This is a genomic window from Paenibacillus sp. JNUCC 34 (assembly GCF_058269055.1).
Genome location: NZ_CM177770.1, coordinates 1,090,335 through 1,112,500, shown reverse-complemented (window position 1 = coordinate 1,112,500; position 22,166 = coordinate 1,090,335). Strand labels below are relative to the sequence as shown.

16 protein-coding genes are annotated in these 22,166 nt (G+C 43.5%); 4 read left to right on the top strand and 12 right to left on the bottom strand.

Annotated elements, in window-relative coordinates:
* Positions 1–66: 66 nt before the first annotated feature.
* The 3 genes from AC2TF5_RS05045 to AC2TF5_RS05035 all read right to left on the bottom strand — a co-directional run bounded on the left by AC2TF5_RS05045 (position 67) and on the right by AC2TF5_RS05035 (position 2,732).
* Positions 67–627: a GNAT family N-acetyltransferase gene (locus AC2TF5_RS05045; RefSeq protein WP_491301136.1), complete on the bottom strand. Its 561-nt coding sequence runs from the start codon at positions 625–627 to the stop codon at positions 67–69.
* 81 nt (positions 628–708) lie between these two features.
* A complete protein-coding gene (locus AC2TF5_RS05040) occupies positions 709–2,037 on the bottom strand; it encodes an alpha/beta hydrolase (RefSeq protein WP_491301135.1) in 1,329 nt (442 codons plus the stop codon).
* A 128-nt stretch (positions 2,038–2,165) separates the two neighbouring features.
* Positions 2,166–2,732: a GbsR/MarR family transcriptional regulator gene (locus AC2TF5_RS05035; RefSeq protein WP_491301134.1), complete on the bottom strand. Its 567-nt coding sequence runs from the start codon at positions 2,730–2,732 to the stop codon at positions 2,166–2,168.
* A gap of 374 nt (positions 2,733–3,106) precedes the next feature.
* Here AC2TF5_RS05035 and AC2TF5_RS05030 point away from each other — a divergent pair, with 374 nt between their 5' ends.
* From AC2TF5_RS05030 to AC2TF5_RS05020, 3 genes are read left to right on the top strand one after another with little or no spacing between them, the layout of a single operon-like run.
* Positions 3,107–4,300: a quaternary amine ABC transporter ATP-binding protein gene (locus AC2TF5_RS05030; protein WP_491302811.1), complete on the top strand. Its 1,194-nt coding sequence runs from the start codon at positions 3,107–3,109 to the stop codon at positions 4,298–4,300.
* The gene (locus tag AC2TF5_RS05025) at positions 4,293–5,126 is read left to right on the top strand and encodes an ABC transporter permease (protein WP_491301133.1); all 834 of its coding nucleotides are present in this window, start codon (positions 4,293–4,295) and stop codon (positions 5,124–5,126) included. The genes AC2TF5_RS05030 and AC2TF5_RS05025 overlap by 8 nt, the downstream gene beginning before the upstream one ends.
* A gap of 1 nt (position 5,127) precedes the next feature.
* Entirely contained in the window at positions 5,128–6,033 is a 906-nt protein-coding gene (locus tag AC2TF5_RS05020) for a glycine betaine ABC transporter substrate-binding protein (RefSeq protein WP_491301132.1), read from the top strand.
* A 231-nt stretch (positions 6,034–6,264) separates the two neighbouring features.
* Here AC2TF5_RS05020 and AC2TF5_RS05015 read toward each other — a convergent pair whose 3' ends face one another.
* The 7 genes from AC2TF5_RS05015 to AC2TF5_RS04985 form a co-directional block, all read right to left on the bottom strand.
* Entirely contained in the window at positions 6,265–6,993 is a 729-nt protein-coding gene (locus AC2TF5_RS05015) for a DUF6081 family protein (RefSeq protein ID WP_491301131.1), read from the bottom strand.
* A 16-nt stretch (positions 6,994–7,009) separates the two neighbouring features.
* Positions 7,010–7,900 (bottom strand): prenyltransferase, encoded by an 891-nt coding sequence (locus AC2TF5_RS05010; protein WP_491302810.1) that lies wholly within the window; start codon positions 7,898–7,900, stop codon positions 7,010–7,012.
* Positions 7,901–8,080: 180 nt separating this feature from the next.
* The gene (locus AC2TF5_RS05005) at positions 8,081–9,058 is read right to left on the bottom strand and encodes a LacI family DNA-binding transcriptional regulator (RefSeq protein ID WP_491301130.1); all 978 of its coding nucleotides are present in this window, start codon (positions 9,056–9,058) and stop codon (positions 8,081–8,083) included.
* A 209-nt stretch (positions 9,059–9,267) separates the two neighbouring features.
* Entirely contained in the window at positions 9,268–10,011 is a 744-nt protein-coding gene (locus tag AC2TF5_RS05000) for a glycerophosphodiester phosphodiesterase (RefSeq protein WP_491301129.1), read from the bottom strand.
* 133 nt (positions 10,012–10,144) lie between these two features.
* Positions 10,145–10,975: a carbohydrate ABC transporter permease gene (locus AC2TF5_RS04995; RefSeq protein WP_491301128.1), complete on the bottom strand. Its 831-nt coding sequence runs from the start codon at positions 10,973–10,975 to the stop codon at positions 10,145–10,147.
* 9 nt (positions 10,976–10,984) lie between these two features.
* Positions 10,985–11,917, bottom strand: a complete 933-nt coding sequence (locus AC2TF5_RS04990) for a carbohydrate ABC transporter permease (protein WP_491301127.1) — start codon at positions 11,915–11,917, stop codon at positions 10,985–10,987.
* A 24-nt stretch (positions 11,918–11,941) separates the two neighbouring features.
* Entirely contained in the window at positions 11,942–13,246 is a 1,305-nt protein-coding gene (locus AC2TF5_RS04985) for an ABC transporter substrate-binding protein (RefSeq protein WP_491301126.1), read from the bottom strand.
* A 341-nt stretch (positions 13,247–13,587) separates the two neighbouring features.
* Here AC2TF5_RS04985 and AC2TF5_RS04980 point away from each other — a divergent pair, with 341 nt between their 5' ends.
* Positions 13,588–16,647: a hybrid sensor histidine kinase/response regulator gene (locus tag AC2TF5_RS04980; protein WP_491301125.1), complete on the top strand. Its 3,060-nt coding sequence runs from the start codon at positions 13,588–13,590 to the stop codon at positions 16,645–16,647.
* 84 nt (positions 16,648–16,731) lie between these two features.
* Here AC2TF5_RS04980 and AC2TF5_RS04975 read toward each other — a convergent pair whose 3' ends face one another.
* Positions 16,732–21,144: a collagen binding domain-containing protein gene (locus AC2TF5_RS04975; protein ID WP_491301124.1), complete on the bottom strand. Its 4,413-nt coding sequence runs from the start codon at positions 21,142–21,144 to the stop codon at positions 16,732–16,734.
* A gap of 350 nt (positions 21,145–21,494) precedes the next feature.
* The gene (locus tag AC2TF5_RS04970) at positions 21,495–22,166 is read right to left on the bottom strand and encodes a class D sortase (protein WP_491301123.1); all 672 of its coding nucleotides are present in this window, start codon (positions 22,164–22,166) and stop codon (positions 21,495–21,497) included.

Below are 22,166 nucleotides of genomic sequence, written 5' to 3'. Positions count from 1 at the left end.
TGAAAAAAATCAGGTCGGCTTCTTGCTGTTTAATAAGCATGCGCTAGTGTCCCAGTTGGCAACCTCTTAGAGATGTTTAACCATATGGTAATAAACATGATGATTAATGATGATTTCTTTATCGACCTCATAGCCGCTTCTAAGATATAAGGAATACGCTCTTTTATTGTTCGTTACTACGGCTAGCGCGATCTTTTTATAACCTCGTTCCTTTGCCCGCTCCTCTGCCGCATGCATCAGAGCAGAACCTATACCCTTCCCTTTATACTGAGGGGAAACGGATAAAGTATCAATATAGAATTCATCTTCATCCGCTTCTTTATCGAGCGAAATGGATGGATCATTCTTCAGTTTCCGTAGCCGATCCACAATCGGACGGTCCAACCGTTCTGCTTCGTCACCGGCATAAGTGACAATAATTCCGGCTGTCTTGCCTTCGACCTCGCTTACTAATGACTGATGATAACTAAGACGCCCTTCCTCATCTTTCAAAAACTGCTCTAGAACTGTAACTGCGTCTTCTTCGCTTTCCTGCCCAGTTAACTGATGGGCAACATCATGCAACGCATCATAAAGCAGCCGAGCTGCCGCAACTGCATCTTCTTTTACTGCTGGTCTGATGTTCATATGTTCCTCCAAATTTCTTCATGATGGATTATGTTACACACTTAAGTATATGCCTAACATGCCGGAGGAACAAATCAGCAGTCAGTCTTCCCACGCCTGTACGCTATAATAAAGATCCAGGTCCTTAAGAGCCGTAAAAGATCTGCTTCTCATAGGACTGCCGTCTTTATTTTTTTCATGCTGACCGAAGCCTCTTGCGATTTTGAAAGTAAACGTAAGTCCCCGGGGAATCTGCGCACTGCCTTTATACGTATATTCACCTGTTCTAAGCAGTTCTATCCCGGCATAAATGCTCCGGTAAGAAGGCGTATCATCCGGCACATCCACTCGTATAGACACTTTTACGTACTCTTGTACCTTCTCCATAATGGTTATTTCTTTATGAGCCTTTACCCCGTTATACTCAAAAATAATCGTTGTTACCCCGGGTGCTTTAGCCTTCAACGTTCCATCCGGCAAAACGTCAAGCAGCTCGGGATGTTTCACCGTATACTCCCCTGTCATAGGGGTGTGTATATAACCGCTATCGTAATGAACGACCGGGTAAAGAGTAACGACTGGGCCCTGAATCCCTATCACCTCATCCCCATAAATGATAGCCGTCACAGCTTTTCCTAGTGTGCCAAAAAAATAAAGAAGCGGTGCATGAATTCTTGCGGCCCAATCCTCTTGACTATGACCCGCATCGTGATGTATCAGCAGCATCAGATCATCATCCGGGACAAAACCATCCTGAATTAGTGCCGAGGCTTCTTTTAAAGCATATTTGGGCATAAATAATCCTTCGGCATCCCCCATGTCGATCCATACCTTAAGATTTGGATGTGAGTCATATCGTTGATAAAATGGCTGTTCTTTTAAAGTCCCTTCCTCAAAAGCCGTATGTACAAAATAAGGTGATAACACGGCTATTTTCCCGAATATTTGCGGATTGCGAAACCCAATGTTATACGTAACAATTCCCCCGGCCGAAGACCCCATCATTGCTGTATGCTCTGGGCCGGTTAATGTCCGGAACTTTTCATTTATATACGGCACGATCTCTTGAATTACACATTTTTCATAAAGGCTACCTGAAAAGGGTGGATCAAAAACTTGGCGAATCCCCGGACCATCGTGGAAATATTCATTAAGCCTTTGATGCGGAGCAATTGCAATGCCGACTACAATAATCTCCTCCATCTTACCTTCCAGAGCAAGGCGATCGGTCGTTTGATGCATTTCCCAAGACGCTCCTGCCGCATCCGCCTGAAATACATGCTGTCCATCATGCATATACAGAACCGGATATCTTCGATCCTTGTTATGTCGATAACTTGGAGGCAGATAAATATACAGCTCCCTTTTATTATCCAGCCACGATGACTCAAAGTCAGTTACAACGACCAGCCGATCCAAAGATTTACCCATTTCGAAAACCTCCCCATTATTATTCAGACAACAAAAAAGGCACAACCTGCTATAACAGGTTGTACCTCTTAAGGTAAGCATTGCCTTTAATGTTAGTATAAGAAGTTACAATCTCATTTTCAATATGTTTATTCATTAGTTGGTGGCTCTTTAGGTACCAGATTGAAAATTTCCCCGCTAACAAACGTATCAATTAACCGGTCAAGCCATTTGTAGTATGCGACGGCTTCTTTCATCTTGGCTTGATCTTCCAGCAGCACGGCGGTTATGATTTCATCATCTTCATGCTGTTTCAGCAGCTTACTGGTTTCATCCAGTGCTTTTCGAAAAATCAAAATATTGCTCTCCACCGATTTTCTCCACTTAATATCAAAAAAATCAGCAAACGTCTGATACCAGTCATATTCGACCTCATACAGATCTTTTCGGGAACCTTTTTCCCATACCTTATTAACCATCTTGTAATCAAGCAAAGTCCGCACACCTGTACTCATGCTGGTCTTGCTCATTTTCATTTCCTGTCCCATCTCATCGAGGTTCATCGGCTTGTCCGCAAAAAATAACAGACCGTATAAATGTCCCGTCGATATCGAAATTCCATATAAATCCATATTGCGTCCGATATTTTCAATCACACGTTTACGGATTTTATGCACGGCGGCCTGCCGTTCTTCATCTAAATGGTACAAGCCCATGCTTGCAGCCTCCTCTTTCTGTGAACATCCCCGCTTTGTGCCAAGTTTACTCAAAACAAGCGGAAATAAATATCATGCTGCTTCAGGAAAAAAACCGCTTAGGTTAATCCTTCACACATTCTCTCGTCTATTGTAGGGAAAGCTATTTTAAAAGTAAAGAACCTCACTCCGAAGTATTATGGAGCATCTGGGAGCATACAGCAGAATAACTTTGTACAGTTTTTACTGTACGTTCTATACGTACGGATATAACGTTTGATACAATACGTATAATATTGTTACAATGTTACACATGGGTTTAAACATCTAACCACTGTGCGCTCGGCGAATTTATCTTCACTTCTACTATATAAGGAGGAATATCTTTGAGCATTATGCAAGTCAACAACGTAAGCAAATTGTTCGGTCCTTATGCTGAGCAAGGCATTGAGCTCCTTCAACAGGGATGGAGCAAAGAACGTATCGCCAAAGAAAAAAATACTACGGTTGGCGTCAACCGTGCCACCTTTGACATTCGCCAAGGCGAAATCTTTGTCATTATGGGGTTGTCAGGCAGCGGCAAGTCCACGCTTGTACGCTTGCTAAATCGGTTGATTGAGCCGACGTCGGGAGAAATTCTGATTCACGGTCAGGATTTAAGAAAAATGAATAAGGAGCAGCTTCGTAATGTGCGCCGTAAAACAATCAGCATGGTGTTCCAAAAGTTCGCACTATTCCCACACCGCACGGTTGTCGAGAATGCCGAATACGGTCTGGAAATCCAAAACGCTGATAAGAAAAAACGCCGGGAAGCTGCATTACAAGCTCTGGAGCTTGTTGGTTTAAAGGGCTGGGAAAACAAAATGCCAGACCAACTGAGCGGCGGTATGCAGCAGCGTGTCGGTCTGGCCCGTGCGCTCGCAAACGATCCCGAAATCCTGCTCATGGATGAAGCCTTCAGCGCACTTGATCCTCTGATTCGCCGTGATATGCAGGACGAATTGATTGAGCTGCAGGACAAAATGAAAAAAACGATCGTGTTTATTACTCACGATCTGGATGAAGCGCTCCGTATCGGGGACCGCATCGCACTAATGAAAGACGGCTCAATTGTGCAGATCGGCACACCGGAGGAAATTTTAACACAGCCTGCCAATGACTACGTTGAACGTTTCGTGGAGGATGTGGACTTGTCCAAGGTATTAACCGCTGCACATGTCATGCGTCGTCCCGAGGCCATTACAACAGACCGGGGACCACGGGTTGCGCTGGAACTTATGCGCGAACGCGGCATTTCCAATCTGTTTGTTATTGACCGTACCAAACGACTGCTTGGTGTCATAACGGCGGAGGATGCCATTAACGCCCTTCGCAATAACCAAAAATTGGAAGATATTATCATTGAGGATGGTCCTCGTGTAGGTCCTGATACACTTCTTAATGAGTTGTTTGAAATTACAAGTTTATCGAAGGTCCCGCTCGCCGTCGTTGATGATGCTGGTAAATTGCTCGGTGTAATCGTTCGTGGAGCAGTTTTGGGTGCACTCGCTGGAGAAAACAAAGGCGAGGGGGTGAAGACAGATGCCTAAAATCCCACTCGCCGAATGGATTGAATCTTTGGTTAGCTGGATGGAGGACTATTTGTCAGGCTTCTTTGATGTAATCGCAACCGTTATCGAAGGTATCGTAAATGCGTTTAGCGATCTGTTCATGTTGCCCCATCCACTCATTTTCATCGTTATTCTGGGAATACTCGCTTTCCTGGCAGGGCGTTTATCACTGACCCTGTTCACAGTTATCGGATTCCTCATTATCGATAATCTGGGCTACTGGGCACAAACGATGAACACATTGAGCCTCGTTCTAACTTCGGCGCTCATTTCTGTCTTGCTCGGTGTACCGATCGGTATATGGTGTGCATACAGCAAAACCGCTTCGCGGATTATTATTCCACTGCTCGACTTCATGCAGACGATGCCCGCGTTCGTTTACCTGCTTCCTGCCGTCACTTTCTTTAGTCTGGGTGTGGTTCCGGGCGTTATCGCATCGGTTATCTTTGCTATTCCGCCGACGATTCGCCTAACTCTGCTCGGCATCAAACAGGTGTCCGGTGAACTGACGGAAGCTGCAGATGCTTTCGGTTCTACCTCTGCTCAGAAGCTGATTAAAGTACAGCTTCCGCTCGCTATGCCTACATTGATGGCTGGTATAAACCAGACGATTATGCTGTCACTTTCCATGGTCGTCATCGCTTCCATGATCGGGGCTCAGGGCATCGGAGCTGAAGTGTACCGTGCAGTAACACAGCTGCAGATTGGTAAAGGGTTTGAAGCTGGTCTTGCTGTCGTCATCTTGGCGATTGTACTCGACCGCTTCACACAAAATATTTTCAAGTCGAAAAAAAGGGGTGCATAACATGAAGAAAACAAAACTATGGGCAACGCTTAGTTTGGCTACTGTACTTGTCTTGTCTGCCTGCGGTAACACTGGTGGAGACGGTAAGAATGGTGAGGCCGCAGCAAAAACGGTCGGTGAGCAAGTGAAGTATGAAATCATCGGTATCGATCCGGGTGCCGGAATTATGAAAGCTGCTGCGGCAGCTATTGAGGATTATGGCTTGACGGATTGGAAACTGGTTGAAGGTTCCGGTGCCGCTATGACCGCCACCTTGGCTAAAGCAATTAAGAAGGAAGAACCGATCATTATTACGGGCTGGACTCCGCACTGGATGTTCTCCAAATATGATCTTAAATATTTGGAAGACCCGAAAAAAACATTCGGTGAAGCAGAAGAAATTCATACAATAGCTAGAAAAGGCCTAAAAGACGATTACCCTGAGGCATATCAGTTCCTGCAAAATTTCAAATGGACCTCTGATGAGATGGGTGAAATCATGACGGCAATCCAGGATGGTAAATCACCTGTAGATGCGGCTAAAGAATGGGCTGACAGCCACCCTGACCGTGTCGATGAGTGGACAAAGGACATCGAACCAGTCAGCAGCAAAGACATTAAGCTGGGTTATGTAGCCTGGGATTCTGAAATCGCAAGTACTCACTTGGTGATGCACATTCTCGAGAGCAAACTCGGTTATAAAGTCACTGCGCTTCAAGTTGAGGCCGGTCCAATGTGGACAGGTGTTGCCAACGGTGATGTTGATGCTACGGTAGCCGCTTGGCTTCCACTGACTCATGCAGACTACTGGAATAAGTTCAAAGATCAGGTAGATGATCTGGGAGCGAACATGGAAGGTGTTAAAACCGGACTGGTCGTTCCATCTTATATGAACATTAATTCGATTGAGGATTTAAAGACTAAATAATGATCTACTATTCTATAGATGTGATGAAGCCGCCCATGTGGGCGGCTTTTTTGCGTAACATAAGTAAGTTGCATGGTTTCTGCATGTCGCTAAAAAAAACATATTGATCAAACGCGGCCCGCTTGAATTGTTGATGCGTAGATTGAGTTTAGTCATATACACAAAAAACCGCCTTTTCCTGACGTAGCTTAAACGTCTAAAAGGCGGTTTTATACATTGAATACAGGAACTCTATTCCTTAATTGTTACCGTCACCGGTGAATACTCCGCAATTACGGTCTGACCGTGAACAGACACGCTGCCTTCCGGTGTTAGGTCTTTCTCGGTCATGATGCCAAGAGCAATCGTGAACTGGTTGAATTTGATAGGAACGTTTTTCTCACGACGAATTTCTTCTCCATTTACATAGAAGATCGCTTCATCATTACCACGGTTGTACGTAATTTTGTAAGTGTTGAATTCACGCGGTTTGAAGTTCGTGTCTTCCTTGAAGATGCAGAAATAACGGGTCTTGTCCGACTCCGGAACCTCTACGCCCGGGAATGGAAGCACGGCATAAACACTTGCGTACTTGTCATTGGAAGCGAAGAAATCCAGTGCTGCGCCGGTAGAAAAATCAAGCAGGTTCAATGACACATAGCCGTCGTACAAGTCACCAGGCACCGTCCCCTGTGACCGTGCGCGGATTTGAAGCTCAAAGCTGACTTCACCCGCTTCCGGCACCTTCACATCTTCAACGGAGTAATACATATGTTTGGCATTATCAAGGATTTGCACCTGGTTGTTCTGACGGCTGAGCGGAGCGCGTACATACAGAATTCCGTTACGAACAATGACAACAGCATTCGGTTCACGATATTCCCAGAACGTGCCGTCCGGCAGCGGGAATCCTCCGATTTTCCAAACTTCGCCCTCCGATAAAATGGTATGAAAATCGCCAAAAATACGTTCCTGTTCCATACTAGTACCTTCTTTCTTACATAGTTTGAATTAAGCCCTGTATGATAAGGGATAAGATTAGAACTCCGCCGCAGCGCAAAGTTGTTTTCATGGAAGCCCCCATAAGTGGCAGATAAGCCTCGGAACGATTGCTGTCCTGCAAACGTCCATACACCATGTAGAGCGGAATAACCGTTATTACTGCTAGAAGTGCGTAAAGCGGCAACGCCCCTGCAGCCACACAAGCAATGAGAGACAAGCAAGCTAACAACAGCAGCACCCGCGAGAAGCGAAGCGCTCTTTTCTCCCCCCACACGACAACAAGTGTCTTTTTCCCGGCCAAACGGTCCGCCTGCCAGTGCAAAAAGTGATGGTTAAACAAAATTAATGTGGTCAAAAGACCGATAGGCAAGGATAACATCAATGCGCGAACGTCCATGTGAGAAGTCTGCACATAGTATGCACCCATGACCGGCAGAATACCGAAGGAGAGCAATATCGCCACTTCGCTGTACCCTTTGCCTCGGTATCCGAATCGGATCGGCGGAGCCACATAGAAATAAGCGATCAATCCACCCAGTGCGCCAAATATGAAAGCCCACCAGCCGCTGAACAGGCTGAGAACAACGCCGCACAGCGTAGCAATCGTGAATAGCAGCCAGGTGACGGTCTCAAATTTACGAATTGACCATTTTTCCTGGGTCAAAAAACCGGAGTTCGTGGATATGGCATCGATGTTATTTTTCGCCTCGTCATCGGTTCCATTTTTATAGTCCCACAGATCATTGACCATATTGGAAAATAAATGGGCCGCCCCTGCTCCGATCAATGTTAATATGAAAAGCCACGGATGAAATTCGCCAGTCCACACATATGCACCGACCGCACCAAGGACTACTGGAATCAACATAATCGGAATGACCTGCATTCGTGAAGCTTTTTTAAATTGTTTCCATAAACTCACCAAGCCTGCTCCTTTCCGTCATACTAAAGATAACGCCTGCAATAGCCATTGCAGACGTGAGTTGTGAAACAATGAACTTGTATATTAAGAATATCACACTTGTCGAAGTTTGTAATCCATTTGTTAAAGTTCCTCCACATAACTTCAAACCGATGATCGCTCGATCAGCTCAAAGCCAAGCTCCCTTTGAACAGACTCCTGATTGGGCTCTTGAATGTGGCTATATAGGATCCGGAACGCCTCCGCACCCATTTCGTACAGCCGGTTATCGATGGTTGTTAGCCCGAGCATTTTGCCGATCGGCTGGTTATCAAAACCGATAACTGCCAATTCCTCCGGAATAGAAACACCGCGTCTGCCTGCTTCCCATACTAATCCTGCTGCGACATGATCACCTGTAACAAGCATCCCGCTCGGTCTTTCGGGCATATCCCAAAGCCGTTGCATGATGGCTGCCCCCTCTTCCATACCTAGGCATCCGTCTAGTATCCACTCTTCCCGCAGTGGTTCACCCAGCTCAGTCAATATTTTTCGGTATACATCGATACGGGCTCTCGTACTTGGGCTATCCATTCGGCCTACCGTAAAGCCAATATGACGGTGACCTTTGGCAATAAGACACTCCATGGCAGAGCGGAACGCACGTGAATGATCTATATAAACGGATGAAAAAGCCCTCTTCCCCGCTTCCTGACAACAGACAATCGGTCCATAACTACAGTATTCCTCAATCTTTTCTACCGGTGTCGCCGTGGACAGGACGATAATACCGTCAATCTCCCTGTTTCGCAGCATTTCCAGCACTTCACGTTCCTTATCCGGCTCGTATCCGGTCTGACATAGAACCAGCCGGTAATGATTGGCAAGAGCTTCCCCACCGATTCCTTCCATCAAGAGAGAGAAATAGGCATGGTTTATAAAAGGCAGCATGATTGCAATGCTTTTGGTTTTACCTGTTATAAGATGAACGGCATTCATATTGCGGGCGTATTTCAACTGCTTCATCGTTTCGATTACTCTAGCTCTTTTATCCTCACTTACATAGGGATGATCGTTCAGTACACGGGATACCGTGGACACCGACACCCCAGCAAGCTTGGCTATTTCTTTAATGTTCGCCATGTTCCATGCTCCCCTATCTGAGATATTGTCCCTATGTTGAATAGTAGCATGTTTTGTGTCGGGAATCATCTTCAGTGACGGAATGAATCATATGTAAGAAAGAGCTTGCTCTGGTATGCTTTTCATACTTTATAATGATATTGGAAGAGCAGAACCAAGGCCGGCGTGACCGAAAGGGCGTGACGGGGTGTTCGGCTCTTTTGTTTCCCTCACGCATTAACTTCTGCCATCAGAGCTTTTAATTGCCCCGGGTGATCAGTAATAATGCCATCCACACCTGCTTCTATTGCAAATCGCATTTGCTCTTCGTTATTGATGGTCCATATATAAACAAGCAGATTGGCCGCCTGTATGCGGTGGATATCATGCGAATCCAGCTTTTCACCATTGGGATGAAGTGAGTATACGTTCGTTCCAGCGGCTTCCGGAAGTTTATCATGGTAATCCAAACACAGGTTATAAAGAAGGCCTACCTTTATTTGCGGCTCAAGTTCTTTAAGATAACACAGACTTTTCCAATCAAAAGAGGAGATGACAACGGTATCCATTCGATTTTTCTTTTTCAGCAATTCGATAAGGGCAGGCTCCAGCTGTTGGTTGTAAGAGTCTTTGACTTCAATATTGATCATGATATGAGCAGGGGTGTGATCAAGCACCTCTTCAAGAAGAGGGATCCGCTCTCCTGTATACTCCTTCTTAAACCATGAGCCAGCGTCAAATGATTTCAACTCATCTACCGTTAGCTCGTTAATGGCCCCACTTCCGTCCGTTGTACGGTCAATTGTCCCATCGTGAATGACAACAAGTTGGCCGTCTTTTGATAAATGAACGTCAAGCTCGAAAGCATCGCAACCCTGCTCCAATCCCAGCTTGAAAGCGGCCATAGTATTCTCAGGCGCTTCTCCAGAAGCACCGCGATGTGAAATAATAAGAGGCTGTTTGATTTGAGACATGACAATACACTCCTTAATGAGGTTTTTAGATGCCGCTTAAACTAGTAACCACTGAGCATGTGGAATGCGCCACGGCTTAAAGCCGTCAATCCAGAATTCCAGACTAACGGCTCCATCGAAACAAAATATATCATTACTTAAATGTCGAGTTGGACATAGCGGTAATGATATGTTTTTGGGCAAAGATGAAGACAAGAACAATCGGTAGAATGATCATAACACTCGCCGCCATAATCAGATGGAAATTAAGTGCTTCATCCCCTGCTACAGAGTCCCTCATCATGGCAATACCTACGGTAAGTACACGCATGTCATTCGAGTTGGTCATAATGAGCGGCCAGAAGTACGAGTTCCAGCTGCTGATAAAGCTTAGAATACCCATCGTTGCAATTGTAGGAAAAGCCATAGGAGTCAGAATACGGTACAACACCTGGAAGCGGTTTGCCCCATCGACTTTGCCGGCTTCAACGACATCATTGTTGATAGATTTAAATGTCTGGCGCAGCAGGAAAATGGTATAGGCTGATACCGCATGTGGAACGATCAAAGCGTAGAACGAGTCGATCCATCCCACACCCGACATCATTACATACACGGGCACGAATGTAACCTGGTCCGGCACGATCAGTGCAGCAAGGACCAGGAGGAAAAGCTTATCTCTCCCCGGAAAGTTCCCCTTGGCAAAAGCATAAGCCGCCATGATACCGAGGTTAATCTGAAGAAAGAGAATGCCGACAGTCTGAATGACAGTATTGATGGCATAACGCCCAAAGGGCGCAGCATTAAATGCCTCGATATAGTTACCCCACATAAATTTATCCGGCCAAAACGTTGGGATTGCAAGCCGCAACTCGTTCGACGTTTTCAACGATGTAATGAACATCCAGTACACCGGAAAAACCATGATGAGGGTTACTAGGATCGCAGCTATGAGTCTAATGGTTTTCCAAACCGGTTTTGACATCAAACGAACCTACCCTTCATAATGAACTTTCTTCTTGGATACCAGCATCTGTACTGCAGTCAGAATGATGATAATAAAGAAGAAGATAATAACTAGTGCGGAAGCACGGCCTGTCCTGAAGTTTACAAATGCCATTTCGTAAATCCAGTACACAATCGCTTTCGTTGAGTCGAGCGGGCCGCCGTTCGTCATAATATCAACGGATTGGAATACCTGCATCGAAGAAATAAAGTTGGTAATGACAAGAAACAATGTCGTTGGCGATAGCAGTGGAAGCGTAATATGTAGGAACTGCCAGAACTTGTTCGCCCCGTCAAGACTAGAAGCCTCGTAATATTCAAGTGGAATACCGCGCAGACCAGCCATGAAGATGAGCATCGTAAAGCCGACACCCTTCCAGATGGATACAGCCAGTAGCGTCCAAAGCGCTGTATCCGGATTCTGGAGCCAGTTTATAGGCTCCAAGCCAAATATCCCGATAATTTTGTTCAGTAAGCCATACTGATTGTTGAAAATCCACAAAAAAATCATGGATGCGATAACCATCGAAATGTAATACGGCATAAAGATGCCTGAACGCATAAAATTGTAGACTCTGTTAGATACATTCAACAGAAGAGCAAGTCCAAGTCCCAAAGCGAGCGTAAGTAAAACATCAAGAATCGTATAGGTGAACGTAATACGCAGCACCTTGTAGAATAAATCGTCGCTTAACAGCTTATCGTAGTTCTCCAAGCCGATGAATTTCTTCAACGGCTTGGTCATATTCCAATTCGTAAAACTAATATAGAAAGAAAAAAGAAGCGGATAGTAGATAAATATACCAAGAACCAGTAAGGCTGGGGCTGCGAATGCAAAATCCTTCAGACTTTCCATTCCGCGGCGCAGACCTTTATTCTTAGGCGTTTTAGGTTCTGAGACGACTATGGGTGCCTGATTCATTCTCGTTCCTCACTTCCGTTATCATTAATAATCAGACAGAATGTCGTTCATTTTCTGAATGTTCTCTTGGATCAGTGGAACCGGGTCTTTTCCATTCAGAGCCATTTCGCCGACAATATCTTTATACACGTTGCTCATTTCCGGATAAGCCGGGTGCTGCGGACGAGGTCCCACGTTATCGAAGTTATCAAATACAGCTTTATATTGAGGCCATTTCTCAAAATATTGTTTGCCTTCCTCCGTATCGGTCACGGATTTGTGTGTTGGCAGGTAGCCTGTTTCGTCTGCCCATCTGATATTGTTCTCCGCAGAGGTCATGAACTGAATGAATTTCCAAGCTGCTTCTTTCTGGTCATCCTTCGCGCCTTTCATCATGACGATACCTGCGCCGCCGATATGAGACTTACGCTCTTTATCACCAGGGATAAAAGATACACCGACTTCAAACTTAGCATTTTCAACATAGGTTTTTATAATTGCTGAGGAGTGCTGCACCATACCAATCTTTTCTTCTAAAAACATCTGACGCATCGTGTCGGAAGCACCTTTGCCAAAGCCGACCATTAATGAACCGTCATCGAACCATTTTTTGAAATTTTCTGCCCAACGCTGGCTTTCCGGCGTGTCCAATGAAGTTTTCGTTCCGTCTTCATTCAGGATCGATCCGCCACCGTTGGAAACCCATGGATCGTAGTACCACGTATCCCAGCCGGGAACAGAGAATGCGTAACGGCTCGTTTTACCACCTTCTTTAACCGTAACCTTTTTGTTAAACTCCTCAATTTCGTCCCACTTTTGCGGAGCCTGTACACCAAGTTTGTCAAACATCGTTTTGTTGTACACCATTACGCTTGTGCTAACGATCAGCGGAAATCCATACTGTTTATCTTTATATGCGTAAGCTTGAAGCATACCTTTAGAGAAGTCTTCCATGTCTACTTTATCGCGCTTGATATAAGGCGTCAGTTCTTCAAATAATCCGCCATCGGCAAAGTTTGCTACAACCGAAACTTCCACGTTAGTAACTGCAGGAACATCATTAGCTGCTACAGCCGCGCTAAGTTTCTTCTGAAGGTCTGTGTAACCGCCCTGGAAGACCGGCTCTACTGTAATGTGCGGATATTTCTTCTGGAATTCCGAAATCATGTAATTCACGCCGCCCATCTGAGCTTCAGCATGGGAATGCCAATACTGAATCGTAACCGGAGTGGTATCATTTGGATCACCTTTAGGCATTTCCTCAGATCCACCGCTTTTGGAGCAGCCGACAAGGGATGCAGCCGTAAATAAAGCGACCATTGCCGTGCTAAGCCATTTTTTCTTAATCATTAGTAATTCCCCTTTCATAATTGAAAAAGCATTTTTAGACAACAAAAAATGGAGACTGCGAGATACAGCATGTCCAATGTTTAATACATCGCATAGCGAAATAAACATAGTACATGGGTATTCTCGTCATCTCCACCCAATGTAAGCATTAAATTAAGCGCTTTCAGGTGTTTATTATGACATTCATCACATTCAGTGTCAACTACCGCTAACAATTAAAAAAAAGAGTTTTTTTTGAAAAAATTTAAAATGTGGATTATTCTGTGCACCCAAAGCCTTGATCAAGCTTCTTCAATTTAAACGATGAAGGATATAACCAATGGTTGTCGAAAATATGTAACATGATGACGAAAAGAAAAGTATTTATCACCTTAGCATTGTTTCTAGTATCTCTCACATTGTTGCGTATTGGTTGGCTTCACTTCTATAACGCGCCGGAACATCCGAAGGCGGTTCAGGGCAAGCTGGATTTACGAGACTGGGATATTTCGTCAAACCGTCCGATCTCATTGGATGGAGAGTGGGAGTTCTATCCGAATAGATTTCTCCTACATGAGGAGACAAACCACAACACATCCCATCAAGGTACAGATTTCATCCAGGTTCCAGGAAACTGGAGAACCGATCTTCCAACGGATCATACAACCGCCGAAGGTTATGGGTCATATCGTTTGCGTATTTTGGTTAATCCAGACAAGTACCAAACCTATAGTCTCCATCTGTCGAATATTCAAACCTCAAACGAACTGTTTGCAAACGGCCATTCATTACAAAAATCAGGTCATCCAGCTTCGATAAGAGAACAATACACAGCTAGGATTGCTCCATACACTGTAACATTCTCAACAGATCAGAGTGAAATCGAACTTGTTATACATGTGGCTAACTTTGATAATATCCTTGAAGGCGGTGTGCTTAATCCAATCCGATTCGGAACTGGATCATCCATAGGTAGTGAACAATCCTTTACGATAAGTCTGCAAATCATGATGGTGGTTATTCTTCTGTTACACGCCATTTATGCAGGTATTTTATATATCATTGGATACCGCCAGAAATCGTTGATCTTTTTGTCTCTCTCCCTGATATTTGGTGTTGTTTGTATACTCATCGACGACAGTCAACTGCTGCTTTCCTGGCTACCTTTGAACTACGAATGGAATTTAAAAATATTTTTACTCTCGTATATGGGTACCGCCCTATTTTTGCTTCATTGTGTTAGATTTACGTTGCATGAATTCACAGCTGTCAGATCTTTTCGTTGGCTCACCATATTGAACCTGATGTATATGATGTTCATTTTGCTGGCACCAGCGAAATATATACTGTTTTCGATACCGCTTTTTTATCTCTTATATTTTCCAAGCTATCTTGTTATGCCAGTACTCGCTGTGAGAATAGCTTTAAGATCCAGTAAAGACGCGTTGTTGTTAGTGCTGGTTGCCTCCGCACTCACCACCAATGTCTTATGGGGCATTGTTAAGAATCTCGGTTTTATTGATATGATGTATTATCCTTTTGATTTGATTATTACTTTAATTACGTTAGCTTCATTCTGGTTTAAACGTTTTATTCAAACTGCCAATCAAACCAAACAACTTGCGAAAAAACTCCAGATGGCTGACAAGCTAAAGGATGACTTCTTAGCAAATACCTCTCATGAATTGCGAACGCCTCTTCATGGAATGATTAATATTGCTCAACATGTATTAGATGAAGAAAAAGAATCTTTGAACAAACAAAACGCTCAAAATTTAGAATTGCTCCTAACGGTTGGTCAACGCATGTCGCACACGCTTAATGACTTGCTCGATTTATCACAGCTTAAAGAGGGCCGAATTCATCTGGAACTCGATAGCATTCGAGTACAATCGGCTGCTTCTGGCGTTGTTGATATGCTCAAATTTATGACCGAGGGCAAGATGATCACCTTGTCCATGGACATACCTGATTCCTTCCCTCGTGTCATTGCTGATGAGAAAAGACTCGTTCAGATTCTATACAATCTTGTTCATAACGCGATTAAATTTACGTACGAAGGAACGATATCCATTAACGCTGAATTACGTAATGGGCAGGCATTTATTCATGTTTCAGACACAGGAGTCGGAATGGATGAAGAATTAAAGAACAGGGCTTTTCAGGCGTATGAGCAAGGAGATACAGGCACTTCAACAACCATTGGTGGAATAGGACTCGGGCTCAGCATTTGCCAGCAGATCATCAAGCTACATGGCGGAACATTAACCGTAAGCTCTACACCCGGTCAGGGCTCCGTATTCACCTTCACGCTCCGACTGTCAGACCGTGAAGAGATGGATTCTAATGCGATGATAGAGACTTCAGCCCCGTATGTAGCAGCCAGCAACAACGACATAATGATACCGCCCGCAGAAAACACTTCAACGTCAGACAGACCCAAAATACTGGCAGTTGATGATGATACGGTGAACTTAAAAATCCTTGGAGACATTCTGTCAGCAGATCAATATGATGTTGTGAAAGTAACGAACGGCAAGGACGCCATTCTCAAACTTGATTCAGGTCAGTGGGATTTGATCATTGCCGACGTCATGATGCCGCAAATGTCAGGATATGAATTAACAAGGTATATTCGTGAGCGGTATACTATCTCTGAACTTCCGATTCTGCTACTGACCGCACGCAGTCAGCCGGAAGATATTAATTCCGGATTTTTATCAGGAGCGAATGATTATATAACAAAACCGATTAATACGTTTGAATTGAAGCCAAGAGTTAAAGCTTTAACCGATTTAAAACGTTCGATAGGCCAACGTATGCGTCTAGAGGCCGCTTACTTGCAAGCCCAAATAAAACCCCACTTCTTATTTAATACATTGAATTCCATCACTGCGTTAAGTGAATTTGACCTGCCAAAGATGAATGATCTGATTGATGCGTTTAGTTCTTACCTAAGAATTAGCTATGATTTCTGGAATTCTCAACAATTAGTCCCGATTAGGCATGAGCTTGAGCTCGTTCATTCCTATCTGTACATAGAGAAACAGCGTTTTGAGAACAGATTGAATTTCATATGGGATGTACAGCCCGATATCCATGTCATGTTACCGCCGCTAAGCATTCAGCCTCTTGTCGAAAATGCGGTAAGACACGGAGTTCTCAGTCTATCTAAAGGCGGAACTGTTCAACTTCGGGTGGAACGGCGAGATCATTGTATTGAAATATCAGTTGAGGATAATGGTGTGGGTATAAAAGAAGATAAGTTAACTCCACTGCTTCACTTCCAAGCTCAGGGAAAAAGTGGGATTGGATTGCTTAATACAGACAGACGCTTGAAACAATTGTATGGCGAGGGCCTCAAAATTTGGAGTCAACCGGGTCAGGGCACAAAGGTTTCTTTTAAAATTCCATTGGATTGATATGGGGTGTCACTAATCGAAATAAAAAAATGGCGGCGCAGTAATAACCTTGCGCCGCCATTTTTTAATGTTCTATATAATATTTTATTTATGAAGTACTTGTTTCTTTCTGAGAATCAGCAATGCAAGTCCTAACACGATGGAGCCGAACCCAGCCAATTGTAACGGAAGTGGGCTATCTTCTCCTGTCTTTGGCAGTAGATCGCCTGGTTTTTGCGGCTTTGTACTTTCAATCGGATTTTTTCCATTACCGCCGTTTGTCGGCTTGGTGCCTTGATTCGAGTTATTACCTGAATTGTCTGAACCACCCGAATCAGTCCCTCCATCGACAGGAGGATTTGTGTCTGTACCGTCACCTGGATCTGTTGGATCAGTTGGATTAGTAGGTTCAACCGGATCAACCGTTTCACCCGGTTCAGTTGGATCTACAGGTTTTTCAGGATCAGGTTTGACCGGCTTTTCCGGATCAGGATTAACGGGAGGATTTGGACCGACAGGAGGATTCGGGTTGTTTTCTCCGCCACCACCAGTAACCGGTATACGGGTATTTTCCACGGTTACTACTGTCTCTTTCCCGCCAATTACTTCGATCTCAGTCAGTTTGTCCTTTATGCTGTAACCGTATGGCGCTCTGGTCTCTTCAACATAATATTTACCTGGTCGGAGATCTGGAATCTGCAGTTCTCCTTTACTATCCGTAGTAAGGCCTGCAATTTCCTTTCCCTCATTGTTCTTGACTGGAACCTTATTGGCGTCCAGAATTCGGAACTCTGCGCCGGATAATTTGATTGCTGGTCGGCCTAGTTCGATTTTGGTCAGCTTCACCCAACCCGTCTCTAGCTTGTTCTTGAACACAACCTGAACTTTAGTATCATCAATAATTTCAAACTTTAATGATTCAAGATTCAGTACATAGCCTTCAGGAGCCTTCATTTCAACAAACTGATAGCTGCCTGCTTTCAGTTGGTCTATGAACAGTTTACCGTCTTGATCTGTAATCAAGGCGCTCTTCAAAACATGCCCTTCTGCATCCCGAAGTTCAAACTCAACACCTGCAAGAGTGCTTTTTGTGTCCGCATCCACTTTCAACAATTCAACAGAACCAACATAAATTTCATTCAGTACAACCAACACTTTAGGTGCTGTTTGGTTAGGCTCGATTGTAAAAGGAATCGGAGTTGCATTCAGCTTGTAGCCTTTTGGCGCTTTAATCTCAATGAACTGATAGCTGCCTGGATCCAGTTTGGTGAGTTGGATCTTTCCGTTTGCATCGGTCGTGAGTTCTGTTTTTCCAGGCACATCACTGTATTTTCCGCCTTCAAGAAACTGAAGTTTAAAGACAGCACCCTCTAATGATCTAGTCTCATCGTCTTTATCGACTTTCGTTAATTCTACAGACCAGTTGCCTTTTACATTTTCAACCGTATACTCCACCGTAGAATCTGGTTCGTCAGCTTTAAACTTAATAATGCTTCCATTCTTATACTCTTCTGCGATCAGATAACCGTGTGGGGCGGATAATTCTTTAAGCATGTAATCTTTATATTTGTAATCCTCGAATACCGCTTCCCCATTCTCATCTGTCACAAGCTCTTCCAGAAGATTGCTTCCTGATTTGTCATAGAGTCCGAACTTAGCTCCTGCTAACGGCGTCTTGCTATCCGCGTCTACCTTAATCACTTTCAAATTGCCTTTACCTGGGGAATTCGCTCCGCCCCCTGCTCCAGAAAACTTCACTATGACTTGATTTTCATTTTTCTCATCAACAGTACCAGAGGATTGTCCCTGAAAGTTAACGTTATTGGTTATGGTCTCACCATTATCAGCATTAATGAACGACTGATATTCTAACACGAACGAGGTCTCAATCTTATTTATAAACACGAGCTTGAAAGAATTGCCCTGAATATCCAAAGTATATTCTGACTCGTCTACCAGGCCACCCTTTCTCAAATTACCATTTGAATCAGTTATATTTTCATACAACTTAAAGGAATCCTTAACGAGTATCTGATTAGGGGACAATGTGTCCGTTAATGTAGCACCCTTATCGATATGAGACAAGCTGCGATTAATGTTTACTGCCCAGTAAGCAAAATCCTGCTCCGCCCCTGTTCCTTGTGTGCCTGTTTTGAATACATATTCTCCACCAAAATTAGGCTTAACCGAAGTCCCTTTTTCGAATATCACTTTATTTGGTGTTTGTGAGTCATACAATGTAGCATTGTTGCTGTATACAGCCGCTACAGGATGACCTTTCAGACTTGTTTTATATGTTATTCGATAAGCAGAGTCGATCTTGCCGAGCTTCAATTCAAAGCCGTTTTTGCCATTTTCCGTTTTCGTTTCAAAGCTATACTTGTCAGCCGGTACCTCTGCCCCAACATCTACTCCATTGGAGCCCCCGTTGAGGGTTAATTGATGTACGGTCAATGAATCCGAAAGGAAAGTCTGCTCACCTGTATAGAAATCGCGGACCACTGCATCTTCAATCTTGTGAAGATTGTAGTTTATATCGATGGTCCAGGTGATTTCCTTCGTTTCCGCGTTATAAATGCCCATTTTATTACCGTTATCTTTCGTGTAGTTATCCGGATCTACTGTGGCCCATTTGGTAATGGATGGCTGAGCTTTGCCGTTCTCCTCCCAATTCAGCACAGCCTCATTTTTATAGGGCTTAGCATTGACACGTGTAGAGTCAAAATAAGTACTATAAGTGATAACTTGCTTGGTCGTTATGGGCTTATTAAACGTCAGTACAAAACCCTCGAATGTCGGATCTGTCTCTATAGTGTAATCTCCAGCTTCTAAGCCGCTGATCTTCAATGTCTCCGGAAGAAATTTCAAGCCTTGATCAGCAAAGCTATCTCTGATGACAACTTCTTTCATTTCTTTTTCGTCCTCATTCAGAGTTAGTTTCCATTGAATCGTTTTTGCCGCGTAATTCACTCCATCTGCAGATTTCGCGAAGATTACTTGGTTAATGTCACGGCCAATCTCTTTAGACGTGCCATCTGCGATTTCAACTTTATTATTAACTTTAACGCTATCCTCATGGACACGATCAATAGCCTTGGTTTGGTACTTGATTTCATAGGCAGAGCTGATGTCTTTGGAGAAATTCAGCTTAAATCCATAATCAGTTTCTTCAACTGTGTAGTCCGTTCCATAAGTAAGCTCTGTTGCCGTTTTAGCAGCACCGTTATCGTCAATCGTCATTTCGTATACATTGAATGAATCTTTAACCAGTTCCTGGTGTTTTGTATCAAAAGTATCCTTAATCCATGCTTTCGATTGCTCGATCACCTGTTCATTATAATTGTACTGAATGGCCCAGGTAATCGTTTGAGTGGCGGAATCATAATGCGTCGATTTTTTATCCAGCGGTTTGCTGAATTTCACATTAACACTGGCTGATTCCTTCATGATTTCCCCGGTGCTTCCGGAAAGCGTCGCTTTGTTAGTGTATATTTCGTCGGAAGTACCAGTGATCTCAGTTATGTATTCCACTCGATAGGCGCTGTCTATATTCCCAAGCTTTAGCTCAAACCCGTTTCCATTGAGCTGGGGCGTAACAGTAGTAAGTTGTGAACCCGGAATTACACTTCCATTTAATTGGACCTCTAATGGATACACCTTAATGGAATCCTTAACGATTTTCAGCCCGTCTGGTAGTTCATCTTTAAAGACTGCTTCTTCAATCTTTTTCTCACCAATGTTGAAATCAACTACCCAGCTGATCTCACTAGGGTTCATACCTTTATTCGCTTTCCCACTCTTCATTATTTCACGGTCATTCTTACTTTTGAAATGGACAGGAATAGTTTCACTATCCTTTTCTGTGAACTCAAAGACAACCTCTTGTTGAGTTCCTCCCTCGAATTTGCTTTCTTCAAATTCTCTCCATACAAAAAAGTATCCTGTTAGCTCTTCATTATCCTCAATCGAATCATTAAATGTGAAAGTGACTTTGCCTTCCGGAGTCACTTCATACTCCCCTACTCCACCGTCCAGATTGCCAGTCAATACTCTGTCTACTTTAAATTTATCTGGCAGATTGAAAGTAAAGGTCGCACCGTCCTTATATCCGTGATTTTCAGGAAGCCTCCAGTCAAAATAAATCGTAACACGCGACCCTTGCTCTGGACGAATTTCCTCAATATTATTTGCGTTATCCCCTTCACCATCTTTCATTACCACTTTGGTAATAAGATTTTCGGTTATAATGATAGGGGTTTTCGTATCTTTCGCAGCTTTATAAACACTTTCTGTGACAGTCTTGTCTGTGGTACTCTCATCTGTCACATTCTCCTCAGTGACACTTTCGTCTGTGACAATCTCATCCGTGACAGTCTCGTCAGTAACAATCTGCCCTTCTTCACTAACTACCGGGTTTACTAATTCATCAGTCGCGTTGGCAAATGAAGTAGGGATCAAGAGATTGATCATTAAAGCTGCAATTAAGAATAAATAAATTGTTTTACTAAATTTCCTCATAACTACAAAACTTCACCTCGTATTTCATACAAATTTAATTAACTGCCCTAAGGTGCATAACATATTGACATTGGCCGACTTCAAACAATGTCTAGGCCTGTCACTGATCGCCTCCTTATGATTTTTCATTCCATTTTCAAATTCCTTCAACCACTGGCTTAAGCAGGATGTATAAAAAGCTAATTAATTGCTACCATTGATGTAGGCCAAGGCAATGACAATTTACATAGACTATACAGCATCATGTTGAATAATTTCTGAATATGATGAAAATTTGTGAAAAACCATGAAAAACTATGATAACACAAAAAATAAAACATCGCTCTCCTTAGAGAGACGATGTTGTCCGTTCATCCATCTATTTTTCCTTTAACAATAATGCGATGTGTAGGGTTAACCATAGGGTGACAAGTGATCAACGTTATTTCTTTATCTTCACCATTGGGATCCAGCACCCACACTTCCTCAGGCTTAACATATAACTTTTCCGTAACGGTATATTCAAATAATTTCTCTCCGTTGTTAACCTGAATTTTATCCCCTTTTTCGATTTCATCGAGCCTGTTGAAATTTCTTCCGTATGTACGATTCCTGTGACCTGCCACGGCATAGTTACCGATTTCGCCAGCTCTCCCCGTATTCTCAACACTTGCTACAGTCGTATTCAAATTCTTTTGTGTCGCCCCGTGAAGTATAGGCTGCTGCAAATCAATCTTTTCTATCATTAGAATACCTTCTGCATTGGGATAACTGCCTAATTTTGAACTTGCATTTTCTTTGGGCTCTGAATCATCCACCGAGCTTTCGCTCTCATCCGTCGTACTTGTGTTGTTAACGGAAATTCGTGAATGCTGACTCTCTCCTACAGCTTCATCACCATTACTAATGTTTTGCATACTGTTTTGCCATTCTCTCACAATCTTTTGCTGCTGATTATCATGATACTTTTCTGCAAGAGTTGGATAAAAAAGAATACCAATTCCAAATACAATAAGCAGAACAGCTATTATTTTTATTTTCAT

Bases quoted from the DNA above. Each gene is read 5' to 3' on its own strand.
- AC2TF5_RS05040 (WP_491301135.1), bottom strand. From the start codon at position 2,037: ATGGGTAAATCTTTGGATCGGCTGGTCGTTGTAACTGACTTTGAGTCA.
- AC2TF5_RS05035 (WP_491301134.1), bottom strand. From the start codon at position 2,732: ATGGGCTTGTACCATTTAGATGAAGAACGGCAGGCCGCCGTGCATAAA.
- AC2TF5_RS05020 (WP_491301132.1), top strand. From the start codon at position 5,128: ATGAAGAAAACAAAACTATGGGCAACGCTTAGTTTGGCTACTGTACTT.
- AC2TF5_RS04980 (WP_491301125.1), top strand. From the start codon at position 13,588: ATGATGACGAAAAGAAAAGTATTTATCACCTTAGCATTGTTTCTAGTA.
- AC2TF5_RS04970 (WP_491301123.1), bottom strand. From the start codon at position 22,166: ATGAAAATAAAAATAATAGCTGTTCTGCTTATTGTATTTGGAATTGGT.
- AC2TF5_RS05010 (WP_491302810.1), bottom strand. From the start codon at position 7,900: ATGCAGGTCATTCCGATTATGTTGATTCCAGTAGTCCTTGGTGCGGTC.
- AC2TF5_RS05000 (WP_491301129.1), bottom strand. From the start codon at position 10,011: ATGTCTCAAATCAAACAGCCTCTTATTATTTCACATCGCGGTGCTTCT.
- AC2TF5_RS04995 (WP_491301128.1), bottom strand. From the start codon at position 10,975: ATGTCAAAACCGGTTTGGAAAACCATTAGACTCATAGCTGCGATCCTA.
- AC2TF5_RS04975 (WP_491301124.1), bottom strand. From the start codon at position 21,144: ATGAGGAAATTTAGTAAAACAATTTATTTATTCTTAATTGCAGCTTTA.
- AC2TF5_RS05045 (WP_491301136.1), bottom strand. From the start codon at position 627: ATGAACATCAGACCAGCAGTAAAAGAAGATGCAGTTGCGGCAGCTCGG.
- AC2TF5_RS05025 (WP_491301133.1), top strand. From the start codon at position 4,293: ATGCCTAAAATCCCACTCGCCGAATGGATTGAATCTTTGGTTAGCTGG.
- AC2TF5_RS04990 (WP_491301127.1), bottom strand. From the start codon at position 11,917: ATGAATCAGGCACCCATAGTCGTCTCAGAACCTAAAACGCCTAAGAAT.
- AC2TF5_RS04985 (WP_491301126.1), bottom strand. From the start codon at position 13,246: ATGATTAAGAAAAAATGGCTTAGCACGGCAATGGTCGCTTTATTTACG.
- AC2TF5_RS05030 (WP_491302811.1), top strand. From the start codon at position 3,107: ATGCAAGTCAACAACGTAAGCAAATTGTTCGGTCCTTATGCTGAGCAA.
- AC2TF5_RS05005 (WP_491301130.1), bottom strand. From the start codon at position 9,058: ATGGCGAACATTAAAGAAATAGCCAAGCTTGCTGGGGTGTCGGTGTCC.
- AC2TF5_RS05015 (WP_491301131.1), bottom strand. From the start codon at position 6,993: ATGGAACAGGAACGTATTTTTGGCGATTTTCATACCATTTTATCGGAG.